This window comes from Microbacterium sp. lyk4-40-TSB-66, assembly GCF_030209475.1.
Taxonomy (GTDB): Bacteria; Actinomycetota; Actinomycetes; order Actinomycetales; family Microbacteriaceae; genus Microbacterium.
The window spans coordinates 43229-61240 of sequence record NZ_JARVRW010000002.1 but is presented as its reverse complement, the minus strand read 5'-3'; the positions used below and the strand labels follow the sequence as shown (position 1 = coordinate 61240).

The window sequence follows — 18012 nt, the reverse complement described above, 5'->3', positions numbered from 1 at the left end:
CGTGATCGTGTCACGCGCGTGGCTCGGTCGCGACGGGTATGCGAAAGGGTTCCGGTCGTGATCGCACCGCGCGCCGCGGCTCGATCCGCGACGCGTGTGCGAACGGGTCCCGGGCGTGATCGCGCCGCGTGCTGTTTCCCGGCTCGTGACGCGCGCGGACCTGGGGACGGACACCGACGGCGTTCTCCTGCCCTCACTAGACTCGGGCCATCCCGCCGGTTCCGCATCAGACAGGGAGCGCCATGACCGACACACCCACTCCGCCCGACGGCTGGTACCCCGATCCCGCCGGAGGTGGCGGCCTCCGCCGATGGAACGGCACGTCGTGGACCGACGAGGTGCGCGCGGTCGACGGGAGCACCGCCGCCCCCGCTGGAGAGAGCAAGGATGCCGCGGTGCCGCTGCATGACGACTCCTCGCGCGGCGCTGCCTCCGACCATGACGCCGTCACCTCGGCGACCGCGACGGACCACCGTGCCGCCGATGAGACGCCGACCGAGTCCTTCGGCGCGGAGGGCGAATCTTCATCGCTCGCCCCCGACTCGACCGTCGCGCACGGGGATCACGGCTCGACCGAAGACGATGCCGCCTGGAACGAGGACGCCCCCGCGGTCACCTCGTCGACGCCGGGCGAGTCGGCTGCGGTGTCCGGGTCGACCGCCCCGCACGAGCCGTCCGCTCCGCGCGAGACGATCGCTGCGCACGAGACGATCGCTGCGCACGAGCCGTCCGCCCCGCACGAGCCATCCGCCCCGCACGAGCTGTCCGCCCCGCACGACCTGTTCGCTCCGCGGGAGGCGTCCGCCGATTCGGAGCCGGTGTCTCCTCCGGAGCCGGTCGCCGCCCACGAGCCGTCCAGTGCCCAGGAGCCGCCCGCCGTCCGAGAGCCCGCGGCCGCTCCCGAGCCGCCTACAGCCCGCGACCCGCACATCGCTCCCGCCGCGGCCGCCGCCGGCGCGGGCGCCGTGGCTGCCGCGGCCGCAGCGGCGGCTCCCGCGGCATCGTCGGGCACTCCTCCCGTCGCCCCGGCCCCCGCCTTCCCGTCGGCGTACCCCGGTGCCCAGGCCCCGGCGACGGCCGCTGGCGCACCCGCCTATCCGGGAGCCGCCTCGGCCGGTGCACCGACGTATCCCGGAGCGTCCACCGCGGCTGCCCCGGCGTACGCGTCCGCGCCACCAGTCGGATACGGCGCCGCCCCGAAACGACACATCAACACGAACACCGTGTGGATCTGGCTCCTGGTCGCCCTGCCGCTGGTCGGCGTCCTGAGTCTGTTCGCGTTCGACTGGGGTTCGTTCATGCGCGAGTCGGTGTACAACGACCTGTACTCCGAGTCCCTGGCGAGCCCGTCCATGGCAGGCACCCTGCTCACGGTGGTGTCGTCGATCCTGAGCCTCGTGCTGGCGGGCGCCACCGTGCTGTTCGCCTTCCTGGACTGGCGGCAGCTGCGCGCCCGCGGAATCGAGCGGCCCTTCCACTGGGCATGGAGCTTCTTCGTGCTCGCGATCGGCAGCGGCCTGGTCTACATCATCGGGCGCAGCGTGATCGTGCGCCGACACACGGGCAAGGGCCTGGCCCCGCTGTGGGCGGCGATCGGCGTCACCGTGCTGACGTGGATCATCGCGAGCGTGTGGGTCGTGATGCTGCTGACGCAGATCTTCTCGCTCGTCCAGGAGCTGCAGTACACCTACGGCTACTGACGATCGGGGCGGCGCGAAGCGCGCGCCGCCCCGATCGACGCCTGCCGCCCCCACCCTGCCCGATGCCCGGTGTGCCTCGACGGTCGGGCGTCGGCGGTCACGCCGGACGACGCCACCGAGCCCTGGTCACCCGGCGACCGCCGTACCGCCCTGGTCACCCGGTGACCGCCGTTCCGCCTGATCACCCGGCTCGGTCACGCCGGACGACGTCACTGAGCCTCTGCCGTACTGCGCCGGTCACCCGGCGATCGCCGTACCGCCCCGGTCACCCGGCGCCGCCGTACCGCCAGGGATCACCCGGAGACCGCCGTACCGCCGTACCGCCGTACCGCCGTACCGCCGTACCGCCGTACCGCCGCACCGCCGTACCGCCGCACCGCCGCGTCTCCGCACCGCCGTGACCACGTCGATCGATCGCGACGACCATCAGCCGGTGCCGGAGAGCCGCGCCGCCGTGACCACGTCGATCGGTCGCGACGGCGATCAGCCGATGCCGGAGAGCCGCGCCGCCACGACCGCGTCGAGCAGCGCGTGCGCGGTGTCGTCCTTCGAACCGGATGCCGTGGCGACGACCTCCCCGTCGCCGTCGACGATCGTGAGCGCGTTGTCGACGGCCTCGAAGCCCTGCGTCCACCCGACCGCGTTCGCGGCGAGCAGGTCGACGCCCTTTCGGATCGCCTTCGCGCGGGCGCGCTCGCGCAGTTCCTCGTCGCCGGTCACCGTCTCGGCGGCGAACGCGACGACGGTCTGCCCCGGCCGGCGACGTTCGACGAGCCCCGCCACGATGTCGCGGTTCTCCACCAGCTCGAGGGTCAGCGCGCCGGGGAAGTCCTGCTTGCGGAGCTTCCCCTCGGCGATCGACGCGAGGGAGTAGTCGGCGACCGCCGCGGCCATGATGACGACGTCGGCGCCGGGGGAGACGGCATCCATCGTCCTTCCGAGCTCCTCGGCGGTGCCGGCGGCGATGACCTCGACCCGCGCATCCGGCCGTACGTCGGCGTCGAGGTGCGCCGCGACCAGGGTGACGTCGGCGCCGCGGTCGGCGGCGGCTCGGGCGATCGCGACGCCCTGCCGTCCGCTGGAACGGTTGCCGAGGTAGCGCACCGGATCGATGGGCTCACGTGTGCCGCCGGCGCTCACGACGATCGACAGACCCTGGAGGTCTCGGGGGCGCTCGACGAGGGCGAGGGCGGCGGCGACGATCTCCTCAGGCTCCGACATGCGCCCGGGCCCGGAGTCTCCGCCCGTCAGCACGCCGTCGGCGGGACCGACCACATGCACGCCCCGGTCGCGGAGCACCCCCATGTTGTGCGTCGTCGCCGGATGCCGCCACATCTCGGTGTGCATCGCCGGGGCGACGACGACCGGCGCGGTCGTGGCCAACAGCGTCGTGCCCAGCAGATCGGATGCCAACCCCGCGGCCATGGCGGCGAGGGTGTTCGCGGTGGCCGGAGCGACGATGACGAGATCGGCGGCCTGGCCGAGGCCGACGTGACGCACGCTCGCGACGTCGTCGTGCACCGACGTCGTGACGGGGTTGCGGCTGAGCGACTCCCACGTCGGCAGGCCGACGAACCGCAACGCGTCGTCTGTCGGGACGACGTGCACATCGTGCCCCGCCTTCACCAGCAGTCGCACGAGGCTCACGGTCTTGTAGGCCGCGATGCCCCCGGTCACTCCCACGACGACGAACATCGTCCCAGTCTTCCAGGTCGACCGCCGCGGCGGGGCGGCCGGTTGCTCGCGCGCCGCGCCACGAGAACACGGGATGCCGTGAGGACCGGGGGAGACGTGGTCCGATGGGCGTGCTCCGGGGCGGAGCCCCGTCTCGTGGCGGATGAGGGCGCGGCGATCGGGCTGAGCCCACCGCGATCGGGCGCGGGTAGCGTGGAAGGAATGTGCACGGTCGTGATCGACGTTCCGGAGACCGCCGGTGAGCCTGTACGCCTGCTCGCCGTCCGCGACGAGGAGCGCGATCGGCCGTGGCGCGGCCTCGGACCGTGGTGGCCGGAGCGCGGCGGCATCCTGGGTGTCCGCGACGACCGCGCGGGCGGTGCGTGGCTGGCGGTCGACCCCGTCGCGGGACGACTGGCGGTGCTGCTCAACCGGCAGGACCTGTCCACCCGTTCGGACGACGAGGTCGTCAGCCGCGGCGCGATTCCGCTCGACGCGGTGGGGGACGGCATCCCGGACCGTCCGGTCACGCGCGGCTTCAATCTTGTCGAGGTGGATGCCGACGGCGCCCACCTCGTGGAGTGGGACGGCCTCGTCGCGCAGCGCTCGCGGATCGCGCCGGGCACCCACATGATCGCTCACCACGAGGTCGACGACCCGGTCACTCCGCGCATCGGGCGGTGGCTCGAGGACTTCCGTCGTGCCGGTACCGGAGCGGGCGAGGATTGGTGGATGCCGTGGCTCGACGTCGTCGCACGCGCCACCGGCGACCCGTCCGCGTCGGTGCTGCGGCGGGACGCCCACGACGGGCACGTGCTCGAGTCGCTGCTGGTGTGCGTCGCGAGCATCGGAGCGGAGGGAGTCGACGTGCGTCAGGCGACCCCCGCCGAGCCCGGCCGCTGGGACGACGGGCTCATCGAGGGGCTGCGTCGTCGTGTCGGCGACCCGGACGTCGCCGGCTGAGGCGCCTCGGTCGCTGCAGCCCTCAGCCCGAGCGGTGACCGCCGGGGCGCTCGTCGAACGCGCATCCGCCCCGCCGATCGCCGCGCACTAAACTGATGGCATCCCGCCTTCGTAGCTCAGGGGATAGAGCGCCGCACTCCTAACGCGGGCGTCGCAGGTTCGAATCCTGTCGGGGGCACCGTTTCATCCGTCGTCGCTGGCGGCGGGGCGAGTCGCCGTCGGCTCTCGGCGGGATCGCTCGGCCGTCGACACCGGCGCCCCGTCGACACCGACGCCCCGGCGACACCGACGCCCGGGCGACACCAGCGACACCGACGACACCGACGACACCGACGACACCGACGACACCGAGACACCGAGACACCGAGACACCGGCGACACCGGCGACACCGGCGACCCGGCGACACCGGCGACACCGGCGCCCCGGCGACACCGACGCCCCGGCGACACCGACGCCCGGGCGACACCGGCGACCCGCCCCCCCCGGCGACACCAGCGACACCGGCGACACCGGCGACACCGACGACACCGACGCCACCGACGCCCCTTCACGGCCACGGCTCGCGCCCGGCGCGGTCGGGGATCCCGGGGTGCGCATTGCCGCCGGAGCATCCGCCTGGCATGATTACTGAACGATCGGTCGGAAAACCTCGGAGTCGAGGAAGGACGACCCCGCCGAAGCCGGCGGGGGAGAGGACGGCGATGTCGGACGCGATTCTCACCGGCGGTGCACGCACCCCCGTCGAGCAGGGGGCGCCGCGCCTGCGGATCGAGACGACGGACGACCGCGTCGTCGCGACCCTCGACCGCCCCGACCGGCGCAACGCGATCGACCAGTCCACGGTCGATGAGCTGCACGCGCTCTGCGCCCAGCTCGAGGAGCGGCCCCGCACCCTCATCGTGACGGGAGCGGGCGGGATCTTCGCCGCCGGAGCAGACATCGCGGAGCTCCGCGACCGCACGGGCGACGACGCGCGCCGCGGCATCAACGCCACCGTCTTCGACCGCGTCCGCCACCTGCCGATGCCCGTCATCGCCGCGGTCGACGGCTTCGCACTCGGCGGCGGCGCCGAGCTCGCGTACGCGGCCGACATCCGCATCGCGACCTCGCGCGCGCGCTTCGGCAACCCCGAGCCGGGGCTCGGCATCATCGCCGCGGCGGGAGCATCGTGGCGCCTGCCCGAGATCGTGGGGCACGCGCGAGCGAGTGAGTTGCTGCTCACCGGCCGCACGATCGACGCCGACGAGGCCCTCGCCTGGGGTCTGGTGTCGAGTGTGCACGAGCCCGACGGCCTGCTCGACGGCGCGCACGCGATCGCCGACCGGATCGCGGCGAACTCCGCCCGCGCCACGGTGCTCACCAAGCGTGCTCTCCTGGCGCCACGCGCCGCGCACCCCGCGATCGACGGCGAGTTGCAGGCCGAATTGTTCGACGGTGACGACAAGCACCGGCGCATGACCGCGTTCCTGGAGAGGAAGAAGTGACCGTCCACTCCGCCGCCCCGAGCGTCGGCGCGTCGGCGGCTGATCGCCCCCCGGCATCCCTTCCCCTCACCGTCGGCGTCCTCGGCGGAGGTCGGATGGGAGCGGGTATCGCGCACGCTTTCCTGCTCGCCGGCTGCCGGGTGCACATCGTCGAACGCGACGCCGACGCCGCCCGCCAGGCCCGCGCCCGGGTCGAGGCCGACCTGGAGCGCTCCGCCGCGCGGGGGAGGACGGTCCCGGATGCCGACGCCCTCACCGCCGGCACCGACCCCGCCGCCTTCGCCGGCGCGGGGCTCGTCGTCGAGGCCGTCCCGGAAGACCGCGCACTCAAGCTCGACGCCCTCTCGCGGATCGAGGGGGTGATCGACGACGCCGCGGTGGTGGCATCCAACACCTCCTCGATCTCGATCGACGCGCTCGCCGCATCTCTGCGCCGGCCCGCGCGCTTCCTCGGCCTGCACTTCTTCAACCCGGTGCCCGCCTCCGCCCTCGTCGAGGTGGTCGCCGGGGCACATACCGCACCGGGGGTGATCGAGTGGGCCACGCAGTGGGTCGACGCCATCGGAAAGACCGCCGTCGTCGTGCGCGATGCGCCGGGCTTCGCATCGAGCCGCCTCGGGGTGGCCCTGGGACTCGAGGCCATCCGCATGCTCGAAGACGGGGTCGCCTCGGCCCACGACATCGACACGGCGATGGAGCTGGGGTACCGGCATCCGATGGGTCCCCTCCGCACGACCGACATCGTCGGACTCGACGTGCGCCTCGGGATCGCCGAGGAACTCGAGCGCGCGTACGGCGCTCGCTTCGCCCCGCCCGCGCTGCTCCGGCGGCTCGTGGCCGAGGGGCATCTGGGCCGCAAGACCGGCCGCGGTTTCTACGAATGGAGCGATCGATGACGTTTCTGCCGAGCTATGCAAAGGGCGCCTGGTGGACGCCCGAGGGCGATCCGGATGCCGCGATCGTGCGCGACGCGTCGACCGGCGAAGAGATCGTGCGGGTCAGCACCCGCGGCCTCGACCTCGCCGGCGCCGTCGCCCACGCGCGCACCGCGGGGCAGAAGAGCCTCGGCGCGCTCACGTTCCCCCAGCGCGCGATGGTGCTGAAGAACCTCGCGATCGCCCTGAACGACCGCCGCGAAGAGCTCTACGCCCTGTCGGAGCGCTCCGGCTCGACCCGCCGTGACTCGCTCAGCGACATCGACGGCGGCATCGGCGTGCTGTTCACCTTCTCTTCCAAGGCGCGTCGCGAACTGCCCGCGGGCAGGGTCGTGCTCGACGGTCCGATCGAGCCCCTGTCGAAGGACGGTTCGTTCCTCGGCCGGCACGTCTACACGCGCCTCCCCGGTGTCGCGGTGCAGATCAACGCCTTCAACTTCCCGATGTGGGGCGCGCTCGAGAAGTTCGCGCCGGCCTTCCTCGCCGGCCTCCCCACGATCGTCAAGCCCGCGACGCCCACGGCGTACATCGCCGAGGCGTGGGTGCGGATCGCGGTGGAGTCGGGGCTGCTTCCCGAGGGCTCGCTGCAGCTGGTCAGCGGGAGCGTTCCGGGTCTGTTCGACCTGCTCGATCTCGGCGACACCGTCGGTTTCACCGGTAGCGCCACCACCGCCGAACGGCTGCGTTCCCAGGCGAGACCGGGCGTCCGGTTCACGAGCGAGACCGACTCGATCAACGCCTCGATCCTCGGCCCCGACGCCGCACCCGGCACCCCCGAGTTCGACGCGTACGTCAAGCAGCTGCTCGCCGAGCTCACCACCAAGGCGGGTCAGAAGTGCACCGCGATCCGCCGCGCGATCGTGCCGACGGGGATGACGGATGCCGTGGCCGAGGCGCTGCGGCAGAAGATCACGGAGCGCGTCGTCATCGGCGACCCGCGCGACGAGGGCGTGACGATGGGGCCGGTCGTCTCCCTCGCGCAGCGCGACGAGGTGCTGCGGCAGGTGCGGGTGCTCACCGACGCCGGCGGACGCTTCGTCGTCGGGTCGGCCGAGCCGCCTCAGGGGATGTCCGCCGATGGTGCTTTCCTGCAGCCGATGCTGCTGGCCTTCGCGGACGCCGCGACCCCGGCCGTCAACGACATCGAGGCTTTCGGTCCCGTCGCCAGCATCGTCGAATACACCGACGTCGCCGATGCCGCGACCATCGTCAGCCGGGGCGGCGGCTCGCTCGTCACGAGCGTCGCCACCCACGATCCCGACGTCGCGACCGAGCTGCTCACGCGCACGGGCGCCATGAACGGGCGCGTGCTGTTCCTCGACCGGGACGACGCCCGCACCTCCACGGGCCACGGGGCGCCCGTTCCGCACCTCGTGCACGGCGGCCCCGGCCGCGCCGGCGGGGGCGAGGAACTCGGCGGCATCCGCTCGGTGCTCCACTACATGCAGCGGACGGCCGTCCAGGGCTCGCCCCGCATGCTGACCGCGCTCACCGGGGTGTGGCATCCGGGCGCCGACACCGACACCGGCGGCATCCACCCCTTCCGCAAACCCCTCTCGGAGTTGAGGATCGGGGATGCCGTGGAGTCGGCCGAACGCGAGGTCACCCTCGACGACATCGAGGTCTTCGCGAGATTCACGGGCGACACCTTCTACGCCCACATGGACGAGGAGTCGGCCGCGGCGAACCCCTTCTTCCCGGGGCGCGTCGCGCACGGGTACCTGCTCGTGTCGTGGGCGGCGGGGCTGTTCGTCGACCCGGCACCGGGTCCGGTGCTGGCGAACTCGGGCCTGGAGAACCTCCGCTTCGTCACCCCGGTCTCGCCCGGTGACCGCATCCGCGTCGCCCTCACCGCCAAGCAGATCACCCCGCGCGAGACGGACGAGTACGGCGAGGTGCGGTGGGATGCCGTCATCCGCAACCAGGATGCCGAGATCGTCGCGCAGTACGACGTGTTGACGCTCGTGGCGAAGACGTGGCGGCCCGCGCCGGTGCCGGCATGAGCCTTCGGCCGATGATGCAGCGCGATCGCGCGTCGCAGATGCTCGGCATGGTCGTCGAGCGCGACGCGCCGGGGGAGGCCCGCGTGTCGATGATCGTGCGCGACGACATGCTCAACGGCTTCGCCATCACCCACGGCGGCCTCGTGTTCGCCCTCGCCGACACCGCGTTCGCGATCGCGTGCAACGAGGACGAACGGGTGACCGTCGCCGGCGGCGCCGACGTCACCTTCCTGAAGTCCACGACCGCGGGGCAGACGCTCACTGCGACCGCGATTCGCCGCGCGCGCAGCGGCCGCACGGGCCTGTACGACATCCGGGTGACGGATGAGACGGGCGACCTCGTCGCCGAGGTGCGCGGCCGCAGCATCACGACCGACCGGCGTCCGACGGCAGTGCCCCTGGTCCCTTCGACAGGCTCAGGGACCTCGGTTTTGCCGGCGGCTGAGGTCGAGCCGGTGGCTGAGCCTGTCGAAGCCTCCGGCCCCCGCCCACCCCACGACCCCGCCCCCGAGCGCGAGGGAGCGCTCACGTCCACGGAGGTGTCCCGATGACTCTGACCACCGCGTCGCGCCCGGACTTCCTGGCATCCGTCGATCCCGCCGGCATCCCGCTCGAGCGTCTGCGGGCGCTGCAGCTCGAGCGCCTGCGGTGGACCGTGCGGCACGCGTACGAGCACGTCGCCCTCTACCGGCAGAAGTTCGATCGGGCCGGCGTCCACCCCGACGACGTCCGGAGCCTCGACGACATCCGGCGGCTGCCCTTCACGACCAAAGCCGACCTGCGCGAGACCTACCCCTTCGGCATGTTCGCCGTGCCGATGGGGGACGTGCGTCGTATCCACGCGTCGTCCGGGACGACCGGGCGCCCGACGGTCGTCGGTTACACCGCCGGCGACCTCGACCGCTGGGCCGACCTCGTGGCGCGCTCGCTGAGCGCGGCGGGCATCCGCGCGGGGGACCGCGTGCACAACGCCTACGGCTACGGGCTGTTCACGGGCGGCCTCGGCGCACACGCCGGCATCGAGCGACTCGGTGCGACCGTCATCCCGATGTCGGGCGGGCAGACCGCACGGCAGGCGCAGCTCATCCAGGACTTCGCGCCCGACGCCATCCTCTGCACGCCCAGCTACCTGCTCACCATCGCCGACGCGCTCGAGGCGGCCGGCGTCGATCCCCGCTCGACATCGCTCAGGGTCGCGGTGCTCGGCGCCGAACCGTGGACGAACGAGATGCGCCGCGAGATCGAGCGTCGCCTCGACGTCGTCGCCGTCGACATCTACGGCCTGAGCGAGGTGATGGGCCCGGGCGTGGCATCCGAGAGCGCCCTCGCCAAAGACGGTCCGCACGTGTGGGAGGACCACTTCCTCCCCGAGGTGGTCGACGGCGTCAGCGGCGATCCCGTGGCCGACGGCGAGCTCGGCGAACTGGTCTTCACCTCCCTCACCAAGGAGGCCTTCCCCGTCATCCGCTACCGAACCCGCGATCTCACCCGGCTGCAGCCGGGTACGGCCTTTCCGGCGATGCGACGGATCGAGAAGATCACCGGCCGCAACGACGACATGATCATCCTGCGGGGCGTGAACCTCTTCCCGACGCAGATCGAGGAGATCGTCCTCGGCATCGAGACGCTCACCCCGCACTTCGTCCTCGAGCTGCGCCGCGAGGGACGAATGGATGCCATGACCGTGCGCATCGAACGCCACCCCGCCCTCGCGCGGGACGTGTGCGAGGCGGCCGGCGTCGTGCTGCGGCAGCGCATCAAGGTGCTCGTCGGCACCACCGTCGACGTGCGCGTCGAGGAGCCCGGCGTTCTGCCCCGCAGCGAGGGCAAGTACAAGCGCGTGTACGACCTGCGCTGACGCGTCGCCACGACCGGCGGGCGCCCGGGCGGGTGGCGTCGGGGCCGACCGGCGGGCGCCCGGGCCGGGTGGCGTCGGGGCCGCCCGGCGTCGCCGAGACCGCACGGCGTCGCCGAAACCGCACGGGGTCGTCGAAACCGCACGGCGTCGCCGAAACCGCACGCGTTCGGCGCCGATCGGATGCGGTCTCGGCAACGGGGTGCGGTCTCGCCGTGGGGTGTCCCGTTGCGGGTCGTCACCGCCGCGGATACACTTTACTGAACGATCGGTCTGTAAAAGGAGTCGACGATGACGATGACCGCACCCGCCCCCGAGGTCCACGACGGCGAGGCCTTGTTCGACGCCCTCATCGAGGCCGACGGCCGCATCGAACCGCGCGACTGGATGCCGGAGGGGTACCGCCGCACCCTGATCCGGCAGATCTCCCAGCACGCGCACTCCGAGATCATCGGCATGCAGCCCGAGGGGGCGTGGATCACCCGTGCCCCGAGCCTCAAGCGCAAGTCGATCCTGCTCGCCAAGGTGCAGGACGAAGCCGGGCACGGCCTGTACCTCTACTCCGCCGCGCAGACCCTCGGGATCACACGCGACGAGATGACGCAGCAGCTCGTCGACGGGAAGGCACGCTACTCGTCGATCTTCAACTACCCCGCCCCCACCTGGGCCGACATGGGTGCGATCGGGTGGCTCGTCGACGGCGCCGCGATCTGCAACCAGGTGCCGCTGTGCCGGGCGTCGTACGGACCCTACGGCCGCGCGATGGTGCGCATCTGCAAGGAGGAGTCGTTCCACCAGCGGCAGGGGTTCGAGATCCTGCTCACCCTGATGCGGGGCACCGAGGCGCAGCGCGAGATGGCTCAGGATGCCGTGGACCGCTGGTACTGGCCGAGCCTCATGATGTTCGGGCCCCCCGACGACGACTCGCCCAACTCGGCGCAGTCGATGGCGTGGAACATCAAACGCTTCGGCAACGACGAACTGCGCCAGCGCTTCGTGTCGATGCTCGTTCCGCAGGCAGCCGTGCTCGGTGTCACCCTCCCCGACCCGGAGCTGCGCTTCGACGAGGAGACCGGGCGGTACGAGATGGGCGAGATCGACTGGGCCGAGTTCCACGAGGTGCTCGCCGGGCGCGGACCGCTCAACACCTCGCGCCGTCGCCACCGCCGCGACGCCCACGAAGAGGGTGCGTGGGTGCGCGAGGCGGCCGCGGCGTACGCCGCGAAGAAGCAGCGCCGCACCGAGGAAGAGGTCGCCTGATGGCCACGCCCGGCGGCAGCCCCGCCGAGACCTGGCCCCTGTGGGAGGTGTTCGTGCGCGCGAGCCGCGGCCTCAGCCACGTCCACGTCGGCTCGCTCCACGCGCCCGACGCCGAGCTCGCCGTGCGCAACGCCCGCGACCTGTACACGCGCCGCGGAGAGGGAGTGTCGGTGTGGGTCGTGCCCTCGGATGCCGTGACCACCAGCGATCCGGGAGCGAAGGGCGCGTTCTTCGAGTCGCCGGCCGGGAAGAATTACCGCCACGCGGTGTACTACACCGCGTCCGAGGGGGTGCCGCACCTGTGAGCTCCGCGATCGATCCCGGGCACCGGTCCCGTCGACAGGCTCAGGGACCAGGGCCGAGGGGAGCCCCCGACCCGCACGGTGACGATCCGCACGGCGACGTCTCGCTCGACGCGCGAGAGCTCTCCGCCGAGTTCGCCGGGGGAGAGGAACGCGCCGTCGATCCCGACGTCGCCGCCTACGCGATGCGCCTCGGCGACGACGCGCTCATCCTGGCGCAGAACCTCTGCGGATGGGTCGCCCGCGCGCCCGAACTCGAAGAGGACGTGGCCCTCGGCAACATCGCCCTCGATCTGCTCGGCCACGCCCGTTCCCTCTTGCGCTACGCCGGCAGCCACGACGGCCGCGGGGAGGACGACCTCGCGTACTGGCGCGACGAACGCGAATTCCGCAGCGCCTGGCTGTTCGAACTCCCGAACGGCGACTTCGCGCACACCATCGCGCGTCAGCTCCTCGCCTCGGCCTTCCTTCTCGAGCTGTACCGCGAGCTCACGGCATCCACCGATCCCGTCCTCGCGGCCGTCGCGGCCAAGGCGGAGAAAGAGGTCGACTACCACCGAGACCACGCCGTGCAATGGACCCTGCGGCTGGCCGGCGGGACCGACGAATCGCGCCGACGCCTGCTCATCGCGCTCGACGACACCTGGCCGTTCCTCGACGAGCTCTTCCGCGACGAGCCGCTGCACGACCGTCTGGGCGATGCGGCGGTGCGCCCCTCGTCGCTGCGCGGGCGTGTCGACGACGTACTGGCCGCGGTCCTCGCGGAAGAGGATGTGCCGGTCCCCGCGATCCCGGGATCGTCCGCCGGTGGACGCCGCGGCATCCACCATCCCGCCTTCGGGCCGCTCCTCGCCGAGATGCAGGTGCTCGCCCGCCGCCACCCCGGGGCGACCTGGTGACCGCCGTGCTCGAGCGCGCGCGCGACCTCGCTGCGGCGGTCGTCGACCCCGAGGTTCCGGTGCTCACGATCGCCGATCTCGGGGTGCTCCGCGACGTGCGCCTCGACGGCGACACCGTCACGGTCACGATCACCCCGACGTACTCGGGGTGCCCCGCGGTCGACGCCATCCGCGACGACATCGTTCTCGCGCTCACCTCGGCCGGCTTCGAGCGCGTCGTCGTGAAGACCACCCTCGCCCCCGCGTGGACGACCGACTGGATGAGCGAGGCCGGCAAGCGCAAGCTCACGGCCTACGGCATCGCCCCGCCCACCGGCCGCGCGCCGGCGGGTCCCATCCGCGTGAAGCTCAGCGTCGCCTGCCCGCGCTGCGGTTCCCTCGACACGCGCGAGGTCTCCCGGTTCGGCTCCACCTCGTGCAAGTCGCACTGGGAGTGCCGTGCGTGCCTCGAGCCCTTCGACCACTTCAAGGCGCTCTGATGACGACGATGGATGCCACGCCCCCGAGCCCCACGGGAGTCGCCGCCGAGCGCGCCGACACCCCGCGCGCCCGCGCCCGCTTCCACACCCTGCGGGTCGCCGACGTGCGCCCGCTCACGCCGACGGCGATGGAGGTGACCTTCGCCGTCCCCGACGATCTCGCCGACGCGTTCGACTACGCCCCCGGCCAGTACGTCGCACTGCGTGCCCGCGTCGACGGGGAGGAACTGCGCCGTTCGTACTCGCTGTGCCGCCCGCCCGCGCGCGGCTCGCTCAGCGTCGGCATCAAACGCGACCCCGAGGGCCGCTTCTCGTCGTGGGCGCACGAGGGCCTGCGTCCCGGCGACGAGATCGACGTCATGAGCCCGCAGGGCACCTTCGTCTCGAGGGCCTCGACGGCCACCGGCCACGTGGTCGCGATCGCCGCGGGGTCGGGGATCACGCCGATCATGGCGCTCGCCGCGGGCGTGCTCGAGCGATCCGCCGAGACGCGCATGACGATCGTGTACGCCAATCGCTCGTCGACCGACGTGATGTTCGTCGACGAACTCGCCGACCTGAAGGACCGCTACCCGGCTCGACTGACGCTTCACCACGTCCTGTCGCGCGAGCAGCGCACCGCACCGGTGTTCTCCGGTCGCATCGACGAGGAACGTCTGCGCCTCATCCTGTCGCGGCTCATCGACGCGGCATCCGTCGACGAGTGGTTCCTCTGCGGACCGTACGCGCTGGTCGAGCTGTGCCGCGCGGTGCTCGACGAGGTGGGCGTGCCGCGAGAGCGTGTCCGCTTCGAGCTGTTCACCGCCGGCGACGGCGACGCCCCCGCGCAGACCGGCGGTGCGCGCCCCCTGCGCGTCCGCGCCGACGAGGCGGTGCGCCGCATCGCGTTCACCCTCGACGGGCAGTCCGCCGCGGTGGAGAGCCCGGTCGCCGCGAACGAGACGATCCTGGCCGCCGCCCTCCGCGTGCGCCCCGACGTGCCGTTCGCCTGCGCGGGAGGGGTGTGCGGCACCTGCCGCGCCCGCGTCATCGAGGGCGCCGTGTCGATGACCGAGAACTACGCGCTCGAGCCCGACGAGATCGAGCGCGGCTACGTCCTCACCTGCCAGTCGCACCCGCGTACCGACGTCGTCCGCGTCGACTACGACGGATGAGAGGGATGCCGTGATCGACTACGCCTTCGCCGACGGTCTCGCCGAGATCACCCTGAACGCGCCGTCGCGCCGCAACGCGCTCGGAGTCGATGACCTGCGCGCACTCGCCGAGGCCTTCGACCGCGCCGAAGCCGACGCTGCGCGCGCCGTGCTGCTCCACGGTGAGGGACCCTCGTTCTGCGCCGGGCGCGACATCTCGGGCGTCGACCCGGCCACGGATGACGTCGCGGGATACCTCGACGACACGCTCGCGCCCCTGCTCCGCCGCATGTCGGCGTTCCCCGCGCCGACCTTCGCCGCCGCCCACGGCGCGTGCCTCGGCGTGGGCCTCGGCCTGCTCGTCGCCACCGACGTGGTCTTCGTCGCCGACGACGCCAGGATCGGCTCGCCGTTCGCCGCCTTGGGGGCGGCGCTCGACTCCGGCGGCCACGCCCTGTTCGTCGAGCGCCTCGGCACCCACGCCACGCTCGATCTCATCTACACCGGCCGCATGCTCACCGGCGAGGAGGCCGTCCGCGCCGGGCTCTTCTCGCGGGTGGTCCCGGCATCCGAGATCCAGGATGCCACCGCGCTCGCCGCCCGTCGCGCGGCGGCCGGTCCCACCGAGGCGTTCCGCGCGAGCAAGCGCATCGTGACGGCCATCCGGGATGAGCGGCTGGGCCTGTGGGAGGCGATGGCGCTCGAGAACCGCGCACAGGCGGCCCTCGCCCGCAGCGACGACTACCGCGAGGGCTTCGCGGCGTTCCAGGAGAAGCGCGCGCCGGAGTTCGCGGGTCGCTGAGGGCGGCGGCACGCGTGTCCCGCTTGGTGCACGTCTGAGGGGTCGGGGCTGCACGACGTGGGACACGACGGGGATGCGGCAGGCGCCTCCGTCGGAGCGTGCCCCGATCGGTGCGGAAGAACCGGATCGGGGCTGCACGACGTGGGACACGATCGCCGGTCGATCCGGGCGCGGATCGGTCTGACGCGAGACATAGGGCCGTCCGGGGTGATGAGATCGCCTCATGTCGATCGACGAGGAAGCAGAACTCGCCCAGCTGCGTCGACGGGCGTACTCGCCGGCGGCGGACATCGCCTCCGACCCCCACGCCCTGCGACGACTGGTCGAGCTGGAGGCGCGGGTGGACGCGGAGGAGACGTCACCTGCCCCCGTCGAGCATGAGCCTGTCGTTCCCGGCGACGAGCCGGCACCGGATGCCGCTCCCGACCCGCCGCGGTTCTCCCTCCCGCGCCCGCGTCGCTCGACCGTGATCCTGCTGGGGGCGGCGGCGCTCGTGATCGCCACCCTGGCCACGGCCCTGACCCTCGTGCAACGCGTGCAGACGGACCCCCTGCAGACCGGTGCGACGCAGATCGCTCGACTGTCGCCCGATCCGGACTTCGACGTCCCGAGCTCCCTCGCGCGGGGCGTCACCGGCGAGGTCACCGCCTATGCCGAGTTCGAGGGGTTCCGCGCGCTGACCCTGCCCTCCTACCGGGATTCGGAGAGCACCGCCCGCTGCATGACGGTCTGGCAGCCCGCGCTTCTCGAGGCCGACGGATCCGGCTTCTCCTACGACGGCGAGAACCTCGTCATGGGCGTCTGCGGCGCCGGCGTCTTCCCCCCGGCCACGGCGATCCTGCTGAGTGAGGGCTCGCCCGAGCTCGCGCAGACCAGTCTCCCCGTCGGCACCGCCCTGCAGTTCGTCTACGACGCGGCAAACGACGAGGTCGTCGTCTTCTCGGGTTGATCAGTCCCCCACGCGCACCGTCGGGCAGGGTCGCGGTCGGAACCGCCGCCCGCTGACATCCCGGCTGCAGCCCGCGGCAAGAAGTCTTCGCACGGCCCGAACGGCACGCGACGGATGACGCGAGGCCATCGCACCGCGGGGATGCTCCCGCGCAGCACGGACACGACGATGCCCCGGCACGCGGCCGGGGCATCGTTTCGCACAGCGAGGGCGTCAGGCGGCGTTCGTCACCGCGAACTGCACCGAACCCTGGGGGTCGATCTGCGCGTCCAACACGCGGTCGTCGAGGACGACCGCGGCATCGGTGTCGAGGAAGACCCGCGCGCCGGCGTTCTCCACGACGGTGTCGGCGGGCTCGGGGGCGCCGACGACCGAGAGCGCGAACTGCGACTCGGGCGATCCGGCTCCGGCGATGCGCACGCCGCCCTGGGCGGCATCCGGGAACTGCGCGGTGATGGTCTTGACGGCGGTCGTGGCCTCTTCGGTGAGCGTCAGCATGGGTGACTCTCCTTTTCTGATCGACGACAGGAGCCAGCCACGATGCCGAGAATCGCGGCGGCTCTCAACTCCTCGCGGCCATTTCCAGGGGTTTCCCACCGGCCGTTCAGACGTCAGGGAAGTAGACCGGCGCGCCGCGCGCGGGTCACCGCGGCGTGGCGGGTGGAGGCGTCGAGCTTCGACATCGCCGAGGCAAGGTACGACTTCACGGTGGTCTCGCGAAGACCCAGGGATGCCGCGATCTCACCGTTCGTCGACCCGACCGCGGCGCATGCCAGTACGTCGACCTCCCTTCGCGAGAGGTGCAGATCGGAGTCCACCGCGGCGGCCGGGGCGTCGCCGGTGAGTGCGGCGAGACGCGCCTCGATGTCTTCGAGGCGGCGGCGGACGTCCGCGTCCCCGACGGTCGCGGCGATGCTGCGCAGCTGCGCGTAGCTCTCGCGGATCTCCTCGCGCGCTCCGGCCCCGAGGCCACCCTCGACGGGGGGAGCCGCCGAAAGGCGTCGCTCCACCTCCGCGCGCACGCGCAGTTCGGTGCCGAGCTCGCCGGCGACGTCGAACGCCGGGCGCGCCTGGGCGTCGCCGATCGGCGTCTGCGCCCACGACCCGCAGTAGAGCACGCCGCGCGCCGCCCCCGCGACGAGCACGGGGACGGCGAAGAGCGTCGCGATGCCCTCGCCGAGGATGGCGCGGTCGTAGTCGTGCGTGATCGTGCGCGAGGTGCGGTAGTCCAACGTCATCCGCGGACGACGTTCGAGCAGGGCGCGGCCGCCCAGGCCGCGGGACTCGTGCACCACGAGACCTTCGATGCTCCGCGTTCGCGCGCCCACGATGGTCGTGACATGAACGGCGCCGTCGTGCTCGAGGCCGCCGAAGGCGACCGGGAAGTGGGTGCGGCGAGCGAGCTCGGCCACGGCGTGCGAGATCAGGCTCGTGTCGTCTCGAAGTGCGGACGGTGCTCCCACGCACTACCTACTTCCGGGGGTGACGGCCTCATCGCCGCGTTTCGTAGCGTCGACCCTACCACCGGGAGCGTTTTCACAGCCCGGTCACACCCCCCTTTCGGCGCAGTGCA

17 protein-coding genes and 1 tRNA gene are annotated in these 18012 nt (G+C 72.4%); 15 read left to right on the top strand and 3 right to left on the bottom strand.

The window, feature by feature from the left end; translation table 11 throughout:
* The first annotated feature begins 242 nt into the window (after positions 1-242).
* A complete protein-coding gene (locus QRO03_RS02415; protein WP_285135933.1) occupies positions 243-1700 on the top strand; it encodes a DUF2510 domain-containing protein in 1458 nt (485 codons plus the stop codon).
* 483 nt (positions 1701-2183) lie between these two features.
* Here the strand turns inward: QRO03_RS02415 and coaBC are convergent, their stop codons facing one another.
* Positions 2184-3395 carry a bifunctional phosphopantothenoylcysteine decarboxylase/phosphopantothenate--cysteine ligase CoaBC gene (coaBC, locus tag QRO03_RS02410; RefSeq protein ID WP_285135932.1) on the bottom strand — a complete coding sequence of 404 codons (1212 nt, stop codon included), beginning with the start codon at positions 3393-3395 and terminating at the stop codon, positions 2184-2186.
* Between the two features lie 201 nt (positions 3396-3596).
* Between coaBC and QRO03_RS02405 the strand changes: the two genes are divergently transcribed.
* From QRO03_RS02405 to QRO03_RS02340, 14 genes are all read left to right on the top strand, one after another.
* Positions 3597-4337 (top strand): NRDE family protein, encoded by a 741-nt coding sequence (locus QRO03_RS02405; protein ID WP_285135931.1) that lies wholly within the window; start codon positions 3597-3599, stop codon positions 4335-4337.
* Positions 4338-4442: 105 nt separating this feature from the next.
* A tRNA-Arg gene (locus tag QRO03_RS02400) sits at positions 4443-4515 on the top strand.
* Between the two features lie 524 nt (positions 4516-5039).
* Positions 5040-5822, top strand: coding sequence for an enoyl-CoA hydratase/isomerase family protein (locus QRO03_RS02395; RefSeq protein WP_285135930.1), 783 nt, complete (start codon positions 5040-5042; stop codon positions 5820-5822).
* Positions 5819-6718 carry a 3-hydroxyacyl-CoA dehydrogenase family protein gene (locus QRO03_RS02390; RefSeq protein WP_285135929.1) on the top strand — a complete coding sequence of 300 codons (900 nt, stop codon included), beginning with the start codon at positions 5819-5821 and terminating at the stop codon, positions 6716-6718. The genes QRO03_RS02395 and QRO03_RS02390 overlap by 4 nt, the downstream gene beginning before the upstream one ends.
* A complete protein-coding gene (paaZ, locus tag QRO03_RS02385; protein ID WP_285135928.1) occupies positions 6715-8760 on the top strand; it encodes a phenylacetic acid degradation bifunctional protein PaaZ in 2046 nt (681 codons plus the stop codon). Before QRO03_RS02390 ends, paaZ begins: the two co-directional genes overlap by 4 nt.
* Before the next feature lie 11 nt (positions 8761-8771).
* Positions 8772-9311 (top strand): hydroxyphenylacetyl-CoA thioesterase PaaI, encoded by a 540-nt coding sequence (gene paaI / locus QRO03_RS02380; RefSeq protein WP_350224114.1) that lies wholly within the window; start codon positions 8772-8774, stop codon positions 9309-9311.
* Positions 9308-10618 carry an AMP-binding protein gene (locus tag QRO03_RS02375; protein WP_285135927.1) on the top strand — a complete coding sequence of 437 codons (1311 nt, stop codon included), beginning with the start codon at positions 9308-9310 and terminating at the stop codon, positions 10616-10618. The genes paaI and QRO03_RS02375 overlap by 4 nt, the downstream gene beginning before the upstream one ends.
* A 288-nt stretch (positions 10619-10906) precedes the next feature.
* The gene (paaA, locus tag QRO03_RS02370; RefSeq protein WP_285135926.1) at positions 10907-11875 is read left to right on the top strand and encodes a 1,2-phenylacetyl-CoA epoxidase subunit PaaA; all 969 of its coding nucleotides are present in this window, start codon (positions 10907-10909) and stop codon (positions 11873-11875) included.
* Positions 11875-12180 (top strand): 1,2-phenylacetyl-CoA epoxidase subunit PaaB, encoded by a 306-nt coding sequence (gene paaB / locus QRO03_RS02365; protein ID WP_285135925.1) that lies wholly within the window; start codon positions 11875-11877, stop codon positions 12178-12180. The genes paaA and paaB overlap by 1 nt, the downstream gene beginning before the upstream one ends.
* Positions 12177-13076: a 1,2-phenylacetyl-CoA epoxidase subunit PaaC gene (gene paaC / locus QRO03_RS02360; protein ID WP_285135924.1), complete on the top strand. Its 900-nt coding sequence runs from the start codon at positions 12177-12179 to the stop codon at positions 13074-13076. Before paaB ends, paaC begins: the two co-directional genes overlap by 4 nt.
* Complete coding sequence (gene paaD / locus QRO03_RS02355; RefSeq protein WP_502882996.1) at positions 13073-13555, top strand: 1,2-phenylacetyl-CoA epoxidase subunit PaaD; 483 nt, start codon at positions 13073-13075, stop codon at positions 13553-13555. Before paaC ends, paaD begins: the two co-directional genes overlap by 4 nt.
* An 8-nt stretch (positions 13556-13563) precedes the next feature.
* Positions 13564-14709 (top strand): 1,2-phenylacetyl-CoA epoxidase subunit PaaE, encoded by a 1146-nt coding sequence (gene paaE, locus QRO03_RS02350; RefSeq protein ID WP_285136436.1) that lies wholly within the window; start codon positions 13564-13566, stop codon positions 14707-14709.
* A 10-nt stretch (positions 14710-14719) separates the two neighbouring features.
* Complete coding sequence (locus QRO03_RS02345; protein ID WP_285135923.1) at positions 14720-15490, top strand: enoyl-CoA hydratase/isomerase family protein; 771 nt, start codon at positions 14720-14722, stop codon at positions 15488-15490.
* Between the two features lie 223 nt (positions 15491-15713).
* Positions 15714-16439, top strand: a complete 726-nt coding sequence (locus tag QRO03_RS02340; protein ID WP_285135922.1) for a hypothetical protein — start codon at positions 15714-15716, stop codon at positions 16437-16439.
* A gap of 213 nt (positions 16440-16652) precedes the next feature.
* On the opposite strand, the gene QRO03_RS02335 is transcribed toward QRO03_RS02340, so the two are convergent.
* Both QRO03_RS02335 and QRO03_RS02330 read right to left on the bottom strand, forming a co-directional pair.
* A complete protein-coding gene (locus QRO03_RS02335; RefSeq protein ID WP_285135921.1) occupies positions 16653-16937 on the bottom strand; it encodes a Fe-S cluster assembly protein HesB in 285 nt (94 codons plus the stop codon).
* A 113-nt stretch (positions 16938-17050) separates the two neighbouring features.
* Positions 17051-17902: a helix-turn-helix transcriptional regulator gene (locus QRO03_RS02330; protein WP_285135920.1), complete on the bottom strand. Its 852-nt coding sequence runs from the start codon at positions 17900-17902 to the stop codon at positions 17051-17053.
* Positions 17903-18012 lie beyond the last annotated feature (110 nt).